Genomic DNA, 15,249 nt, shown 5'->3' with positions numbered 1-15,249 from the left:
GCGATTTCGGTCTACGGTGGAGTAGTTGCTCCTGAAGTCAGTCGGGTCGACCGAACCCCGGTTCGTCCACCCGCTCCGGGAAATCGCCGGTCGCGGATTCATTCGTAGCGACAACACATCCCACGCCTGAAGACGGCCGTTGTTGTCGTGCTCTTCGCCCGCTCGTCGGTTCGTCCGACGGCCGTGAGCGACATGTCCCGAGAGGACTCCCGATGTCCGTACGCATCACCACTTCCCGTTCACTCCACGATCTCGGTGCCGCAGCCTGGTTCGGTGGTTCGCTGATGGGCGCCCTCGGCGTCAACGGAGCGGCCGCCGCGGTCCGCGACCCCAGGGACCGTGCTCGTGTCGCGGCCGTCGGTTGGGCCAAATGGTCGCCCGCCAATGCCGCAGCGATCGCAGCGCACGTCGTCGGCGGCGCCGTCGTGCTCTATGACAACCGTGGGCGCGCGGCACATCAGGCCGGCGTGCGGGCCAACACCGTCACCAAGCTCGTCGTGACCGGTGCGGCCCTGGGCGCGACGGTCTACAGCGGCATGCTCGGCGCGAAGACGGTGGAGGGCGACGGCTCGCCAGTGCACGGCGCGACCGATCCCGCACCCACCACCCCTCCCGAGGTCGCCAACGCCCAGAAGCAGCTCCGCTACCTGCAGTGGGCCCTGCCGGTGCTCACCGGAACCATCGTCGTCCTCGGTGCCCAACAGGGCGAGCAGCAGCGCGCGACACAGATCGCGTCGGGCCTCGCCAGCACCATCGCGCGCCGCGTCGCGAGCTGACCTAGCCCGACTGCTCGGCTATCTTCTTGATCGCGGCGAGGGTCGCAGGGATGCCGGTGTGTGCGGCGTCGATCCGGTTCTGGATCTGAGCCTGTGCCTCGTCGCCGTACTTCTCGTGGAAGAAGGCGATGCCGTCGTCGGTGAAGTGCCACGACTCGGTGAGTCGGGTGCCACCGTCGGCTGGCTCGAGGGAATAACCCCAGCGGCTGTACTTCCCGCCCACCTTCCAAGCGAACTCCTCGCCGGGTGTCGCGACGACGACCTCCGATCGGGTCTCCCAGGTCCGATCGGGGGTTTCGTTGCGTCCGGTGAACCACGCACCCACCTCGGGGCCCTGCCCCTCGTCCCACCAGCACGCCGCGCAGATCGGACTCCACTCCCCGGTGCGGGTCACGTCGGAGACCAACGCGTACAGCGCGTCTGGCGTCGTGTCGATGACGATCGAGTCGGAATGCGTCAGATTGCTCATGATCCGACCGTAACCGTGGACCAGATCGTTGGCCTAGGCGTCACTCGGAGATCCGCACCACCGTCTTGCCGAAGTTCTTGCCCGAGAGCATGCCGCGGAACGCGTCGAGGGTGTTGTCGAAGCCCTCGACGACGTGCTCGCGGTACTTCAGCGATCCATCGGCGACCCAGCCCGACGCGTCCCGCAGGAACGAGTCGAACTGGTCCTTCGCGAACTCGGTCTGGATGAACCCGCGCACGGTCAGGCTGCGGGAGAGGATCTGACCCATCAGGGCGCCGCTGCGATCGGGCCCGTCGGGCAGATCGGTGAGGTTGTAGTTGGCCACCAGGCCGCACACCGGGATCCGACCGTAGGTGTTCATCCGCGGCAGCACCGCGTCGAAGACCTTGCCGCCCACGTTCTCGAAATACACGTCGATGCCACCGGGTACGGCTGCCTTGAGCTGATCGGCGAAGTCGTCGGCGCGGTGGTCGATCGCGGCGTCGAAACCGAGCTCGTCGGTGAGGTAGGCGACCTTGTCCGGGCCGCCGGCGATACCGACGGCGCGGGCGCCCTTGATCTTCGCGATCTGTCCGACAGCGGAGCCGACGGGCCCGGTGGCCGCGGCGACGACGACGGTCTCGCCCTCCTTGGGCGCCCCGATGGTCAGCAGACCGGAGTACGCGGTGAACCCCGGCATCCCGAGGACGCCGAGTGCGGTCGATGCCGGTACGGAGCTGGTGTCGAGTGTGCGCAGGTACGAGGTGGACTCGACCGAATGGGTCTGCCAGCCGCCGTAGCCCAGGACGATGTCGCCGGGCGCGACGGCGGAGTCGGTGGACTTCAGCACGCGCGAGACGGTCGCGCCGACCATGGTCTGATCGATCTCCACCGGCGCCGCGTACGACTTGGCCGAACTCATCCGTCCCCGCATGTACGGGTCGAGCGACAGGTCCAGCGTCTGCAACAGCGCCTGTCCGTCACCGAGCTCGGGGAGGGTGGCCTCCTCGAATCGGAAGTCGGAGTCCTTCGGCTCGCCGTGCGGCCGTGCCGCCAGGACGATCCGTCGGGTGGTCTGCTGCTCGCTGGTCATCTCGCTCCTTCATGCGTGTCCGAACTTCTTGCTCCGCGTAACGAGAGCTTCGTGGCACTTTGTTCCACAAGGGCGGGGGCGGTGCCGTGACTCACAGGGCCACATCACCGGGCGCGATCGGCGAGGGCAGGCCACACCCGATCGGTCAGCAGGGGAGCCAGCGGAACCCCGACGTCCCCGTGTCGCAGATCCAGCCAGCGGACCTCATCGATCTCGGATGCGGGCACGCCGGCGAGGACGTCGGCGGCGTCGTGCTCGCCTGCGACGACGTAGACATGCGCGTCGACGAGGTGGTCGGGCTCGTTGGCCGCGTCGGCCCGGAAGTGGCCGAGGAGTTCCAGGACGGCGGCGTCGACGATCACCCCGACCTCCTCGGCGCTCTCCCGTACGGCTGCATCGGCAGGCGACTCCCCGGACTCGAACTTGCCGCCGGGAAGCATGAATGTGCTGGTGCCGCGCTTGCGGACGGTCAGGATCCGACCGGCGGTGTCGGTGATGACCACCGCTGACACGTGGATGACCGGGGCGTCGGGGGAGGTGTCGGGCACGCGCCCATGATGCCTGCTCATCACCGGGACACTCCCAGCAGCGACTCAGTGACCTCACAGCCGCGATCCCGACACTGGAGCGCACAGGAGAAGGGAGAGTGTCGTGATCACTCCAGAACGCGGTATCCGGCGGGTACGCATCGCTGCCGCATCGTTGACCATGGGCGCACTCGCCGCGGTCGGCATCACCACCGGTGTCGCCTACGCCGACACCTCGTCGACGACCGTGCAGGACACCTCGACGACGACCGGTACCGACGGTGCCGCAACGACCGACACAGGGTCGACGTCGACCACCGACGGTTCCGCGTCGTCCGACACCTCGACGGGGACGTCCACCTTCGGGGACAGCCCGAGCGTGTCGGCCGGATCCGGCGACAGCCACGCGCAGACGAGCGGGTCCTGAGATGACCGCCGCATGCACCTGGCAGATCTGGGGTCTCGACGCGTCGCTGACCGTGACCGATCCGCGGCGGCTGAGTGACGCACGGGCGATCGTGGAGACGATCCTGGCCGACGTCGACCGAGCCTGCAGCCGATTCCGGCCGGACGCCGAGCTCTACGGCAAATCGATCCGACGCGGACGCCCGACGCGGATCTCGCCGGCGCTGAGCACCCTCGTCGACGCAGCCCTCGACGCCGCCCGCGCATCGGACGGTGCGGTGGATCCCACTGTGGGACAGGCGTTGGTCTCCCTCGGGTACGACCGTGATCTCGCGGCCGTGGTGGCCGATCCGGCTCAGGCCGACCGCGGAGACGGCATGCCGCGCATTCGGATCCGCCCGGCCGACCACACGATGATCGGTCGCCACGGCGACACCCTCACCGTCCCCGAGGGCATCACCCTCGACCTCGGGGCGACCGCGAAAGCAGTCGCGGCCGACCTCGCCGCCGACGTGATCGTCGACGAGATCGGGTGCGGGGTGCTGCTCGATCTCGGCGGTGACATCGCGGCACGCGGTGAGACCCCGGCGGGTGGGTGGCAGATCCTCGTCGACGACGGTCCCGGTGAACCGAGCGTCCAGATCGCCCTGCAGGGCGACTGCTCCGTGGCCACCTCGAGCACACTGCATCGACGGTGGCGTCATCGCGGCCGGTCGATGCACCACATCATCGACCCCGCCACCGGCCTGCCCGCCGACGTGCGGTGGCGCACCGTCACCGTGGTCGCGCGGCGCTGCGTCGACGCGAACACCGTCAGCACCGCATGCATCGTCAAGGGTGCCGCCGGAGCCGACTGGGTTGCGGCGACCGGACTCCCGGCCCGCCTGGTCGCCGCCGACCGCTCGATCATCGGGTGCAACGGTTGGCCTGCTCCCGACCGACTCGCGGCATGACCGACGAGGCGCTGTGGGCGCTGGGTCGCGGTACCGGCATCACCGCACTGTTGATGCTGACGGTGTCGCTCGTACTCGGGATCGCGGGTCGATCCGGGCGAAGTGTCTTCGGGCTGCCGCGGTTCGGGGTGGTCGCGATCCACCAGTTCGCGTCCCTGTCGGCGACCCTGCTGATCGCGCTCCACGTCACGACGCTGGTGATCGACCCCTACGCCCAACTCGACCTCGTCGACGTCGTCGTCCCGTTCGGCGGCGGATACGAGTGGTTCTGGGTCGGTCTGGGAACCCTCACCCTCGACATGACGATCGTCGTCATCGTCACCAGCCTGTTGCGACACCGTCTGGGCCACAGGGTGTTCCGCGGGGTCCATTGGATCAGCTACGCCATGTGGCCGGTGGCGCTCGCCCACGGGCTGGGCAGCGGCAGCGACACCGGTGACGCCTGGATGATCGTCCTGGTCGCCATCACCATCCTGGCCGTGCTCGTGGCGCTGACGCTGCGACTGCGGGCCGACTTCACCGAGTTCCACCGCACCCGAGAGGTGTCACTGCGATGACCACGTCCACAGCGCCGCCACCGGACACGGTTGGCCAGGCCTCGTCCGGAACCCGGGCCCCGCGCCTGCTCACCGGAGCCGGCGACGACCTCGACCGGCACCGGCAGATCCACGGGGCCCTGCCCTCCCGTGGAGCCGACCTGATCGCCATGGCGCAGGCCGCCGGACTGACAGGGCGTGGCGGCGCTGCGTTCCCCTCAGCGCGCAAGCTCGCCGCGACCGACCGCGCATCGGGCGTCCCGGTGGTCATCGCCAACGGCGCCGAGGGAGAGCCGCTGAGCCGCAAGGACGCCGTCCTGCTCGACCGGTCACCGCATCTGGTCCTCGACGGTCTGAGCGCGGCCGTGTCGGCGATCGGCGCCGACGCCGCCTACCTGTGCGTCCCGACGCACCGCGTCGCACGACTCGAGGCGGTCATCCGGGCTCGGCGCGGATCTGGTTGGGATGCAACCGCGATCACGGTGATCGGGACACCGGGGCGTTTCGTCGACGGAGAAAAGAGTGCGCTCATCGACCGTATCGCCGGCGGACCGGGAGTCCCGCGGGATCAGCGACGCGGCACCGCGGTGGCCGGTCTGAACGGTCGACCCACCCTGGTACACAACGTCGAGACCCTCGCTCACCTGGCGCTCATCGCACGCGGTGGGCCACGGTGGTTCCGTGAGCGCGGTACCGCTGACGAGCCGGGCACGATGTTGGTCACGCTCGGCGGCGTCGACGCGATCGACGGGGTGCTCGAGGTCGACATGGGCACGCCGATGGGTGCGGTGCTGCGTCGAGTGCCCTCGCTCGACCCCGCCGATCTGCGCGCCGTCCTGGTGGGTGGGTTCCACGGAACCTGGATCGGCCGTGCCGATGTCGGTCGCCTGTCGATGTCGGCCCGCACCCTGAGCAGCGTCGGCGCCAGTCCCGGCGCCGGGGTGCTGCGCTACCTGCGTCGCGACGAGTGCGGACTGTCCGCGGCGTCGGCCATCGTCGACTATCTCGCCGGTGAGACGGCAGGGCAGTGCGGACCGTGCCGATTCGGGTTGCCTGCCCTCGCAGCGGCCATGGCCGAGCTGCTCGCCCGCGGCGGCGCCGAGAACGCCGCACGGGTTGTGCGCCTGGCCGACACCATCGACAAGCGCGGCGCGTGCAGTCATCCCGACGGCACCGCCCGCATGGTGCGGTCGGCGTGTGCGGTGTTCGCCGACGATGCCGCCGCGCACGCGATGGGTCGCTGCAGCGCGACGGGAGGGCGGCGATGAGTCGGCTGCACGTGGACTGGACTCGGTGCGACGGCCGCGGGCTGTGCGTCGAACTCCTGCCGGAGACCTTCGACAGAGACGAGTGGGGTTACCCGGTCAGCGTTCGGGGAGAGCGTGAACCGGGTATCGACGCGACCGCGCACCGGCGTGCGAAGCGCGCCGTGAAGGCCTGCCCCCGCCTCGCGCTGAGCATTGTCGACACCGATCGGCGATGACTTTCGGGATCGGTGACGGTCTGACCTGACGACCCCGGCGTGCATGCCCGTGTGCGCGGGGGCGAACAGGAGGTCACGGAATGCACACAGGGGGCTGCGCCGGGAGCACGGTGTCGGCACAATGATGTCCATGCGCTCGATCTGGAAAGGCGATCTGAGCTTTGGCCTGGTGAACGTGCCGGTCAAGGTCTATTCGGCGACGGAGAGCCACGACCGCAGTTCGCACCAGGTCGACTCCAAGGACGGGACCCGGATCCGGTACCGCAAGGTCCGTGAGGGAACCGATGACGAGGTGCAGTTCTCCGACATCGCCAACGCATACGAGAGCGACAGCGGCGAGACGGTGATCCTCACCAAGTCCGACCTCGCCGAGCTGCCGGTGCAACGCAGCCCCGAGATCTCGATCACCGGGTTCGTCCCGCGCGAGCAGATCGACCCGATCTACTACGACAAGCCGTACTACCTCGAGCCGGCGTCGAAGTCGCCCAAGGCCTACGTGCTGTTGCGGCAGGCTCTCGCCGACACCGACCGCGTGGCCGTCGTGACGTTCACCCTGCGCAACCGGACCCGGCTGGCCGCGCTGCGGGTGGTCGGCAACGTGATGACACTGCAGACACTGCTCTGGCCCGATGAGGTCCGTGAGGCGAATTTCCCGTCGCTCGAGGAGGAGCCGACCATCCGGCCGCAGGAACTCGAGATGGCCGCGTCGCTCATCGACAGCATGGCCGGTGATTTCGACCCGTCCGAACACGAGGACACCTACCAGCTCGAGCTGTCGAAACTGATCGAGGCGAAAGCCGACGGCACCGAAGCGTTCCCGACCCCCGAGAAGTCGGACTCCGACGACGACGAGGACTCCGAGGTTGCCGACCTGCTCGCCGCGCTGCGGGCATCGGTGAAGAACCGAGGCGGTTCCGACGAGGCCGAATCGTCGGAGGACAAGGCGCCGGCTGCCAAGGCGCCCGCAAAGAAGGCCGCGGCCAAGAAAGCCCCGGCCAAGAAGGCGGCGGCGAAGAAGACCACCGCCAAGAAGACCACCGCCAAGAAGGCCCCCGCCAAGAAGACCGCCGAGCGCAAAGCCGGCTGAGCCCTCGGATCGTTCGCACTGTTGCCGATCTCTCCTGGGCGTATACAGTGACACTGGTGAATGGCACATTCAATGGTGGGAGCGTCTCGTGACGGTGCTGCAGAGCTCGTTGGACCAGGGCATGGACCAGGTCTCGAGCCGTCTGGTGGAGTCCTCGACCCGATCGTCGCGCAACGCGATGACCGAGATCGACTGGGACCTCCCCCTGGACCCGACGATGTACGCGTGTCGCCCGGAGTGGTCTGCGCTGTACGGGACCGAGTACTGGGATGAGCTGACCAGCGAGCAACGGGTCCGGCTGACCCGCTACGAGTTCGCGTCGGTCATGACCATCGGCATCTGGTTCGAGATGATGCTGCAGGAGATGATCATCCGTGACCAGCGGAACGCCGACTACCACTCGCCGGAGTTCCAGTTCGCGATGACCGAGGTCGCCGACGAATGCAGGCACTCCCTGATGTTCGCGCTCGCGTCGCAGAAGATGGTCGGGGCGTCGTACCACCCGTCACGTCGGGTGGCCCGCATGGGCAAGGTCTTCATGAACACCGCCAAGAACGAGGTGGCGTACGCGGGGATCCTGATCGCCGAGGAGATCCTCGACGTCATGCAGCGCGGGTCCATCGGCGACGACAGCGTGTTGCCGATGATCCACACCGTCAACGAGATCCACGTGCTCGAGGAGTCCCGGCACATGCGGTTCGCGCGGGAGCAGGTGCGTGGGTCGATGGCGGGGGTCGGTCGCCTTCGGCGGGAGAGCAGTGCGGTGCTCGTCGCCCTCGGTGCCGAGATGATCGTACTCAATCTCGTTCGGCCACAGGCGTTCGTCGATGCAGGTCTGGACAAGCACCGCGCGATGGGCGCGATGGTGTCGAACGAGCACCGGCACCGGATGTTGCGGGCCGGCTGCGTGCACCTGATGCAGTTCCTCGACGAGGTCGGACTACTGACACCGACCGCCGAAAAGATCTACCGGCGTACGCATCTGCTGTAGTCGGCGTCTCGTCGGTCAGATCGGCGACGACTCGACCCGCAGCACGGGCCACCCGATCTCGGTGCGCCAGCGCGTGTTGTCGTCGGTGTCGCGGGGACCGCAGAGGTAGACCTCCTGCACCGGACCCGCGATCGCCAGTCCCTGTTCGGTGAGATGTCGTCCGAGTTGTCCGTAGGTGATGTCGATGTCGTCGTGTGCGCCGCGATGCACGGTCACCGCGCGGTCGGCGGCGTCGAGTCCGAGGCTGTGGACGCGTCCGCGGGTCGGCGGATCGTCGGCCGGGATGTACACGGTCATGCGCCCACGGCCGTCGGTGAAGAGTTCGTTGTCATAGAGCCCCGCGGGCGGTCCGGTGGGTGTGGTGCGTGAGACCACCAGTGCGCGGTCGATCTCCGACATCGCCGCGCTGTACCAGTCGAGGATGTCGGCGGAGTCGACGATCTCGGAGATCGCCGCGACCCGATGGGCGTCGTGGTGTCGGAGCGCCATCTCGACCGGCGGTGGCGACGGATCGAGCAGCCGCCGCAGCGACGACACCGCTGCCCGGGTCGAATCCAATTGTCGCTCCAGCCGTTCGAGGTGCGTGCGGATCAGCGCGGCCCGTTCGGTGGGGTCCGGGGTGGAGACGACCTGTGCGATCTCCGACAACGGCATGTCGAGGTCGCGGAACCGATGGATCAGCTGTGCCGTGGGCACCTGGTCGAGCGAGTAGCGGCGGTAGCCGCTGTGCGCGTCCACGGACGCCGGCTCGAGCAGCCCGGACTCGTGATAGCGGCGCAGCGCTTTGACCGAGAGATGGGTGATACGCGAGAACTCCCCGATCGTCAGCCCGTCGCTCATGGGACGAGTATGAACTCTCCCGCCGGGGGAAGGTCGAGGACTTGACCCTCTCCCCGCGGGAACGCCCAGCGTGGTCGTCGAACACCCACCGAAGGAGGACATCTCATGACCACGACCGTTTCCAGCGACATCATCCGCCGCTATTTCGAGCTGGCGCCCGCAGCCGACACCGACGCGTACTTCGCCCAGTTCGCCACGGATGCCGTCGTGGTGGACGAGGGCAAGACTCGCCGCGGCATCGACGAGATCCGTGCGTGGCGGACCGAGGTGCCGCCGGTGCGCTACGGCGTCCGTTCCATTGCCGCGGTCGGCTCAGGCCACGACGCCGTCGCCGAGATCTCCGGCGACTTCCCCGGCAGTCCGGTCGATCTCCGCTTCCGCTTCGAGATCGACGACGAGGGTCTGATCCGTGGGCTCGTGATCGGCAACCCCTGACGACGGCGAAAGTCGGCTCTCACAGCGTCGGCATGGACGTATGGTCCATGCCGGCCCGCTGACTGCAGACTTTCGCCACCCGCGCCAGGATCAGGACTTCTTCTGATCCCCGAATGCCTCGTCGCGCTCGCGGACGGCCTGGCGGAAGCCGACTGTGGCCGAACGGGTCTGGAACGCGTACCCCTCACGACTGTGTCGCGACACCCCGTCGAAGACGGTGCTGATCAACGCCGAGTTGGCGATGCCCTGGGCGTGCAACGCGGAGTTCAGCGCCAACTTGATCATCATCAACTGGTTCACCGGCATCTGCGCGATGCGCGCGACGTAGTCCTCGACGAGCTGATCGAGTTCCTCGGCCGGTGCGGCGTCGACGGCGAGTCCCCACTCCAGTGCCTGGCGACCGGTGATGCAGTCGCCGGTGAACAGCAGTCGCTTTGCGCGCTGGTCTCCGATGCGATGCGCCCACAGCCCGGTGGCCGGAACACCCCACACGCGGGTGGGCGGGTAGCCGATCTTGGTGTCGTCGGCGGCGATGATCTGGTCGCAGTGCAGGGCGATGTCGGTGCCGCCGGCCACGCAGAAGCCGTGCAGCTTGGCGACGACGGGCTTGTTGGCGTGCATCAGGCTCGCGAACCCACGGTTGTAGCGGCTCATCATTGCGTAGTCGATCATCGGATCCCAGACGCCGCTCGGATCGTGATTGGCCGCCTGCACCCTCGGGTCCAGCGGGGTGTCGCGGACACGGTCGGGGCCATCCCCTTCGGGCCGTTGGCTCCGCTCGGCGAACGCGCCGAGGTCGTACCCACCGCAGAACCCCTTGCCCCGACCGGATAACAGGATGACGTGCACCCGTGGATCGAGGTCGGCACGTTCGACCGACGCGACGAGATCGAGCGGGGTGTCTGCGGTGATCGCATTGCCCTGCTTGGGCCGGTTGAACGTGATCCGCGCGATGCGTCCGGTCACCTCGTAGGTCAGCGTCGGGAACTCCAGCGAATCCGGTGGGGGAGTGTCGCGGGTCGCCGCATAGAGCGAGTCGATGCCCTCGTCCCATCCCTCACGCCAGGCCGCCGGCCTCTCCGCCGCGCTCTTCTCGCTCTCGGTGCTCATCGATGCAGTCTTTCGTCGTCGGTCGGATGGTCCATCGGGGGGATGGTCGTCGATCCGCGAGTCTCGCGCCGAACCCTGGCTCCACCGCTCTGGCACCCTGGAACAGACACCATCTGTACCAAACCGAGAGGACGGTGGCCATGAGTTCCGTCCTGGACTCCGATCGGGTGCTGGAGCAACCACAACGCAAGCGCACCCGGCGACCCATCACCGCGATCGAGGCCGCCGAGGCCGCGGCGTTCGCCGACGTCGCCGCAGCGATCTGTGTGCTCAGCCGGGTGCTGCCCATCGCGGGCGCCGCGATCCTGGTCTCGTCGATCCCGTTCGCGCTGCTCGGCGCCCGGAGACGACTCCGCGTCGGAGTCCTCGCCGGGGTCACCGGCTGGATCGTCGCCCTGCTGTTCGGTGGCTACGGCACCGCGAACATGGTGGGCTCCGCGGCCGTGATGGGCGTCTTCTGCGGCATCGCGATCCGGCGCCGCTGGTCGGCGCCGACGACCTTCGGGGTGTCGATCGTCGCGTTGGGCATCCCGGCAGCCGTGTTCTTCACCGGCATCCTGGCGGTGTTCGCCACCTACCGCGAGTTCATGTTCGACCAGATCCGCAACGGCGTGGGCGGTACCGCCAGGATCCTGTCCAACGCCGGGTTCACCGACGTGCAATCGCTGGACCGTGCGGTGACAACGGCACTTCGGGTCTGGCCGATCACCATCAGCGTCGGCACCCTGCTCGGTGTGGTGCTGGCCGCGATGGCGACCGCCGTGGTCGTCCGCGCGCCCGTGGTCTCCCTGATGAAGCGTCTCGGTGAACCGGTCACCGACTCGGTCGTCGAGGAGACGGGCCTCATCGCCCCGGTGCCCCTGTCGCTGCGCGACGTGTCGGTCACCCACCCCGGAGCGATCATGCCCACGATCTCCGGGATCAACGCCGACATCGGCGTCGGCGGACTCGTCAGCGTCACCGGCCGCAACGGTGCCGGCAAGTCCACGCTCGCGGGTGTCATCTCGGGCCGTCGGCCGACGACGGGCAGCGTGTTCCGTCGAGGCAACCCCGGACTCGGCGCACCCGGCGGCACCGCGGTCATCGGGCAGCGACCCGAGACGAGTGTTCTCGGCCTGCAGGTGGGTGACGACCTCGCCTGGGGCGATCCGCATCTCACGCCGCAGCAGGCGACGGTCCTGCTCGGCCGCGTCGGACTGCACGTGGGTCTCGACGCCGAGACCGCGCGCCTGTCCGGCGGCCAGTTGCAACGCCTCGCGATCGCCGGCGCCCTGGCCCGCGGCCCGCAGCTGCTCGTCAGCGACGAGAGCACCGCGATGGTCGACAAGTCCGGTCGCGACGAGTTGATGGGCGTCTATCGCGGCCTGGCCGACACGGGCACCACCGTCGTCCACATCACCCACGACTCCGATGAGATCGAGAAGTCCGACCACACGATCGCCGTTCCCGGCGGCGACACCGCCACCCACGAGGCGCCGACATCGGCACGTGGCCGGGTGGTTGCCGGTGGCGGCCGTATCGACGTCCGCGGACTGCGCTTCGCGCACGACAGCGGCACCCCCTGGCATCGCGATGTGCTCGCGCAGGTGGATCTGACCATCGAGGCGGGTCAGACGGTGCTGGTCACCGGCGCCAATGGTGCGGGCAAGTCGACGTTGGCCCGCCTGCTGGCCGGAATCGAGCGGCCTGACGAGGGAGTCGTCCTGCTCGACGGCGCCCCGGTCCAGAACAACCGCACCGGCGCCCTGTTCGGTCACCAGTACGCGCGGCTGTCGTTGGTGCGGGCGCGCGTGCGGGACGACATCGCCGACGCCGCCGGCCTGATCTCGTCGACCAATCCGGTGATCGTCGAGTCCCTGCGCGAGATGGGTCTCGACCGGTCGATCGCCGATCAGCGCGTCGACCATCTCAGCGTCGGTCAGCAGCGACGGGTCGCGCTGGCCGGTCTGCTCGCAGCTCGACCGCGGGTGCTCGTGCTCGACGAACCCCTCGCCGGTCTGGACGAACCGTCCCGGGTGGCGATGGTGACCGCTCTCGCCCGGGTGCGGGCCTCCGGGACGACGCTGATCGTGGTCACCCACGACGTCGACGAGCTGACACCGATCGCCGACCGACTGCTGGAGGTCCCGCAGATCGTGCCCGGCCCCGTGCGACTCGCGCGGTCCTCACGCGCGTCGTTGGCCGGTGTGGTCGGGCGTGTGCTGCCCGGGACGTCTCCCGCCAAGCGCCTGTGGGTGGGGAGCAAGGTCTTCGCGATCGCTGCGCTCGCGCTGATGTTCGGCATCAACCCCACATGGGTGAGCGTCGCCGCCGCGGTCATCATCGCGGTCGCCTGGACGGCGGCCGGTCGAGTGCCTGTCGCCGCGCTCCCGCGACTGCCGTGGTGGATCTTCCTGGTGATGCTCGGCGGTGGGTTCGTCACCGCGATGGGTGGCGGGGCACCGTTCGTGACGATCGCCGGGGTCGAGCTCGGCCTCGGCGGCGCGAGTACATGGGCGATCCTGATCTCGATCACCATCATCTCGTTCTATGTGTCGTTGCTGTTCTGCTGGACCACCCCGATGGTCGAGGTGCCCGCGTTCTCGCAGCGCCTGGTCGGGTACGCGGCCAAGGTCGGTGTCCCGGCGCAGTCGGTGGCGGTGGCGGTGACCGTTGCGCTGCGGTTGCTGCCGTTCATGATCGGCGACTTCCGGGTGCTGCTGCAGACGGTGGCACAACGCCGACTGCCCGGACAACGCTCGGTGCGTGACCGTGCCGAGCAGTGGTCGGCGTGCATGCCGATCGCGTGCGCGCTGGCCGCCCAGAACGCGCGCGAGGTCGCCGCGTCGATGGACAACCGCGGTGGCATCGGGTCGGTGTCGCGGCCCGACCGACGGCCGGGACTGCTCGACGTGGTGGTGATCGCGGGCCTCGTGGCGATCGTCGCCGCAGCCCTCGTACTGGGGTGATACACCGACGTACCATGGAACACGTCACGCTATTGAAATTTGGTCAATAAGCGCGCTATTGTCAGATAGTCAATAACTGGCCGACCGTGGACAGCCCGTCGGAGCGGCCGCATCGAGAGGGTGAGCAATGACGCAAGCATCTGAGCAGCGCAGCGATTCCGCAGTCGAGTTCCGCGATGTCCTCATCATCGGAGCCGGCCTGTCCGGCATCAACGCCGCCTACCGCGTCCATGAGCGCAATCCCGGGCTGAGCTACGCGATCCTCGAGCGTCGCGAGAACATCGGAGGCACCTGGGACCTGTTCCGCTACCCGGGCGTCCGCTCCGACAGCGACATCTTCACGCTCAGCTACCCCTACCGTCCGTGGGAGGGTGAGCGCAGCATCGCCGACGGCGGCGACATTCGTCAGTACCTCGTCGACACCGCCCGCGAGTTCGGCATCGACAAGAACATCCGGCACGGCGTGCACGTGCTGCGCGCCGACTTCGACCGCACCGTCGACCGCTGGACGGTCGACGCGACGGTCGACGGCACCCCGGTCACCTACTCGTCGCGCTTCCTCTACCTGTGCACCGGGTACTACGACTACGACGGTGGCTACACCCCGGACTTCCCCGGGATCGGCGACTTCGCAGGCACCATCGTGCACCCGCAGCAGTGGCCGGAGGACCTCGACTACACGGGCAAGAAGGTCGTCGTCATCGGCAGCGGCGCGACCGCCATCACGCTCATCCCGACCATGTCTCGCGACGCCGAGCACGTGACGATGCTGCAGCGCTCGCCCACCTACATCACGGTGCTGCCGCTGGTGGACAAGACCGCTCAGCGGTTGCGGAAGGTGTTGCCCGCGAAGCTCGCTCACCGGGTGATCCGCCAGAAGAACGCCGGTGTCGCGCTCGGGTTCTATCTCTTCTGCCGGCGCTTCCCGGATCGCGCGCGAAAGCTGCTGCGCGGATTGGCCACCCGCATCCTCCCCGAGGGTTACGACGTGGACAAGCACTTCAACCCGTCCTACAACCCGTGGGACCAGCGGCTGTGCGTGATCCCGGACGCCGACCTGTTCCGTGCGATCAAGTCCGGCAAGGCCGAGGTCGTCACCGACCACATCGACCATTTCGACTCGGCCGGAATCGCGTTGACGTCCGGGCAGCATCTCGACGCCGACATCGTCGTCACCGCGACCGGCCTGCAGGTGCTGGCGTTCGGCGGCATCGATCTCAGCATCGACGGCGCAGAACTCAAGCCGAACGAGAAGTTCCTCTACCGCGGGCGCATGCTCGAGGAAGTCCCGAACTTCGCGTGGTCGCTGGGCTACACCAACGCGTCGTGGACGCTGCGGGCCGACGTCACCGCGAAGTCGGTGGCCGAGCTGATCCACTACATGGACAAGCACGGTTACACCCACGCCTACCCGGATCGTCGCGGTCAGACGCTGCCCGAGGTCCCGGCTCTGGATCTGCAGTCGGGCTACATCCAGCGCGCGATCGACGAGTTGCCCAAGTCGTCCACGGCCCGGCCGTGGACCTTCCGGCAAAACGTGTTGCTGGACAACATCGACGCCCGGCGCGACAAGATCACCGAGTCGATGCAGTTCGGCACCGCGAAGGTGGGCTCGGG

Annotated in this window: 16 protein-coding genes; 11 read left to right on the top strand and 5 right to left on the bottom strand. The window is 68.4% G+C overall.

What is annotated here, in order from left to right; translation table 11 throughout:
• The first annotated feature begins 212 nt into the window (after positions 1 to 212).
• Positions 213 to 776 carry a hypothetical protein gene (locus JHC79_RS19520; protein WP_296393931.1) on the top strand — a complete coding sequence of 188 codons (564 nt, stop codon included), beginning with the start codon at positions 213 to 215 and terminating at the stop codon, positions 774 to 776.
• 1 nt (position 777) lies between these two features.
• On the opposite strand, the gene JHC79_RS19515 is transcribed toward JHC79_RS19520, so the two are convergent.
• The 3 genes from JHC79_RS19515 to JHC79_RS19505 form a co-directional block, all read right to left on the bottom strand.
• Entirely contained in the window at positions 778 to 1,245 is a 468-nt protein-coding gene (locus JHC79_RS19515) for an SRPBCC family protein (RefSeq protein WP_296393929.1), read from the bottom strand.
• Between the two features lie 40 nt (positions 1,246 to 1,285).
• Positions 1,286 to 2,317 carry an NADP-dependent oxidoreductase gene (locus JHC79_RS19510; RefSeq protein ID WP_296393928.1) on the bottom strand — a complete coding sequence of 344 codons (1,032 nt, stop codon included), beginning with the start codon at positions 2,315 to 2,317 and terminating at the stop codon, positions 1,286 to 1,288.
• A gap of 104 nt (positions 2,318 to 2,421) precedes the next feature.
• A complete protein-coding gene (locus JHC79_RS19505) occupies positions 2,422 to 2,886 on the bottom strand; it encodes an NUDIX domain-containing protein (protein WP_296393927.1) in 465 nt (154 codons plus the stop codon).
• A gap of 82 nt (positions 2,887 to 2,968) precedes the next feature.
• Between JHC79_RS19505 and JHC79_RS19500 the strand changes: the two genes are divergently transcribed.
• From JHC79_RS19500 to JHC79_RS19470, 7 genes are all read left to right on the top strand, one after another.
• Positions 2,969 to 3,271 carry a hypothetical protein gene (locus tag JHC79_RS19500; protein ID WP_296393925.1) on the top strand — a complete coding sequence of 101 codons (303 nt, stop codon included), beginning with the start codon at positions 2,969 to 2,971 and terminating at the stop codon, positions 3,269 to 3,271.
• A gap of 1 nt (position 3,272) precedes the next feature.
• On the top strand, positions 3,273 to 4,202 hold the full coding sequence (locus JHC79_RS19495) for an FAD:protein FMN transferase (protein ID WP_296393923.1): 930 nt from the start codon (positions 3,273 to 3,275) through the stop codon (positions 4,200 to 4,202).
• Positions 4,199 to 4,759 carry a ferric reductase-like transmembrane domain-containing protein gene (locus JHC79_RS19490; RefSeq protein WP_296393921.1) on the top strand — a complete coding sequence of 187 codons (561 nt, stop codon included), beginning with the start codon at positions 4,199 to 4,201 and terminating at the stop codon, positions 4,757 to 4,759. The genes JHC79_RS19495 and JHC79_RS19490 overlap by 4 nt, the downstream gene beginning before the upstream one ends.
• Positions 4,756 to 6,006 (top strand): NADH-ubiquinone oxidoreductase-F iron-sulfur binding region domain-containing protein, encoded by a 1,251-nt coding sequence (locus JHC79_RS19485; RefSeq protein WP_296393919.1) that lies wholly within the window; start codon positions 4,756 to 4,758, stop codon positions 6,004 to 6,006. The genes JHC79_RS19490 and JHC79_RS19485 overlap by 4 nt, the downstream gene beginning before the upstream one ends.
• Positions 6,003 to 6,221, top strand: a complete 219-nt coding sequence (locus JHC79_RS19480) for a ferredoxin (RefSeq protein ID WP_296393917.1) — start codon at positions 6,003 to 6,005, stop codon at positions 6,219 to 6,221. Before JHC79_RS19485 ends, JHC79_RS19480 begins: the two co-directional genes overlap by 4 nt.
• Positions 6,222 to 6,342: 121 nt before the next feature.
• Positions 6,343 to 7,308 (top strand): Ku protein, encoded by a 966-nt coding sequence (locus JHC79_RS19475; RefSeq protein WP_296393915.1) that lies wholly within the window; start codon positions 6,343 to 6,345, stop codon positions 7,306 to 7,308.
• 121 nt (positions 7,309 to 7,429) lie between these two features.
• Entirely contained in the window at positions 7,430 to 8,299 is an 870-nt protein-coding gene (locus tag JHC79_RS19470) for a diiron oxygenase (RefSeq protein WP_296393932.1), read from the top strand.
• Between the two features lie 15 nt (positions 8,300 to 8,314).
• Here the strand turns inward: JHC79_RS19470 and JHC79_RS19465 are convergent, their stop codons facing one another.
• Complete coding sequence (locus JHC79_RS19465) at positions 8,315 to 9,139, bottom strand: MerR family transcriptional regulator (RefSeq protein ID WP_296393913.1); 825 nt, start codon at positions 9,137 to 9,139, stop codon at positions 8,315 to 8,317.
• A gap of 105 nt (positions 9,140 to 9,244) precedes the next feature.
• Here JHC79_RS19465 and JHC79_RS19460 point away from each other — a divergent pair, with 105 nt between their 5' ends.
• Positions 9,245 to 9,574, top strand: a complete 330-nt coding sequence (locus tag JHC79_RS19460) for a nuclear transport factor 2 family protein (RefSeq protein ID WP_296393911.1) — start codon at positions 9,245 to 9,247, stop codon at positions 9,572 to 9,574.
• A gap of 90 nt (positions 9,575 to 9,664) precedes the next feature.
• Here JHC79_RS19460 and JHC79_RS19455 read toward each other — a convergent pair whose 3' ends face one another.
• On the bottom strand, positions 9,665 to 10,684 hold the full coding sequence (locus tag JHC79_RS19455; protein ID WP_296393909.1) for a crotonase/enoyl-CoA hydratase family protein: 1,020 nt from the start codon (positions 10,682 to 10,684) through the stop codon (positions 9,665 to 9,667).
• Positions 10,685 to 10,824: 140 nt separating this feature from the next.
• On the opposite strand from JHC79_RS19455, the gene JHC79_RS19450 reads away from it, so the two are divergent.
• Entirely contained in the window at positions 10,825 to 13,632 is a 2,808-nt protein-coding gene (locus tag JHC79_RS19450; RefSeq protein WP_296393907.1) for an ATP-binding cassette domain-containing protein, read from the top strand.
• A gap of 127 nt (positions 13,633 to 13,759) precedes the next feature.
• A partial coding sequence (locus JHC79_RS19445) for an NAD(P)/FAD-dependent oxidoreductase (protein ID WP_296393906.1) occupies positions 13,760 to 15,249 on the top strand: 1,490 nt, incomplete at its 3' end.

The sequence above is a fragment of the Williamsia sp. genome, from assembly GCF_016462415.1.
Classification (GTDB): domain Bacteria; phylum Actinomycetota; class Actinomycetes; order Mycobacteriales; family Mycobacteriaceae; genus Williamsia_A.
This window is presented reverse-complemented; position numbering and strand designations above follow the sequence as displayed.

Bases quoted from the DNA above. Each gene is read 5' to 3' on its own strand.
- JHC79_RS19450 (WP_296393907.1), top strand. From the start codon at position 10,825: ATGAGTTCCGTCCTGGACTCCGATCGGGTGCTGGAGCAACCACAACGC.
- JHC79_RS19515 (WP_296393929.1), bottom strand. From the start codon at position 1,245: ATGAGCAATCTGACGCATTCCGACTCGATCGTCATCGACACGACGCCA.
- JHC79_RS19520 (WP_296393931.1), top strand. From the start codon at position 213: ATGTCCGTACGCATCACCACTTCCCGTTCACTCCACGATCTCGGTGCC.
- JHC79_RS19495 (WP_296393923.1), top strand. From the start codon at position 3,273: ATGACCGCCGCATGCACCTGGCAGATCTGGGGTCTCGACGCGTCGCTG.
- JHC79_RS19455 (WP_296393909.1), bottom strand. From the start codon at position 10,684: ATGAGCACCGAGAGCGAGAAGAGCGCGGCGGAGAGGCCGGCGGCCTGG.
- JHC79_RS19465 (WP_296393913.1), bottom strand. From the start codon at position 9,139: ATGAGCGACGGGCTGACGATCGGGGAGTTCTCGCGTATCACCCATCTC.
- JHC79_RS19480 (WP_296393917.1), top strand. From the start codon at position 6,003: ATGAGTCGGCTGCACGTGGACTGGACTCGGTGCGACGGCCGCGGGCTG.
- JHC79_RS19505 (WP_296393927.1), bottom strand. From the start codon at position 2,886: ATGAGCAGGCATCATGGGCGCGTGCCCGACACCTCCCCCGACGCCCCG.
- JHC79_RS19470 (WP_296393932.1), top strand. From the start codon at position 7,430: ATGGACCAGGTCTCGAGCCGTCTGGTGGAGTCCTCGACCCGATCGTCG.
- JHC79_RS19490 (WP_296393921.1), top strand. From the start codon at position 4,199: ATGACCGACGAGGCGCTGTGGGCGCTGGGTCGCGGTACCGGCATCACC.
- JHC79_RS19475 (WP_296393915.1), top strand. From the start codon at position 6,343: ATGATGTCCATGCGCTCGATCTGGAAAGGCGATCTGAGCTTTGGCCTG.
- JHC79_RS19510 (WP_296393928.1), bottom strand. From the start codon at position 2,317: ATGACCAGCGAGCAGCAGACCACCCGACGGATCGTCCTGGCGGCACGG.
- JHC79_RS19485 (WP_296393919.1), top strand. From the start codon at position 4,756: ATGACCACGTCCACAGCGCCGCCACCGGACACGGTTGGCCAGGCCTCG.
- JHC79_RS19460 (WP_296393911.1), top strand. From the start codon at position 9,245: ATGACCACGACCGTTTCCAGCGACATCATCCGCCGCTATTTCGAGCTG.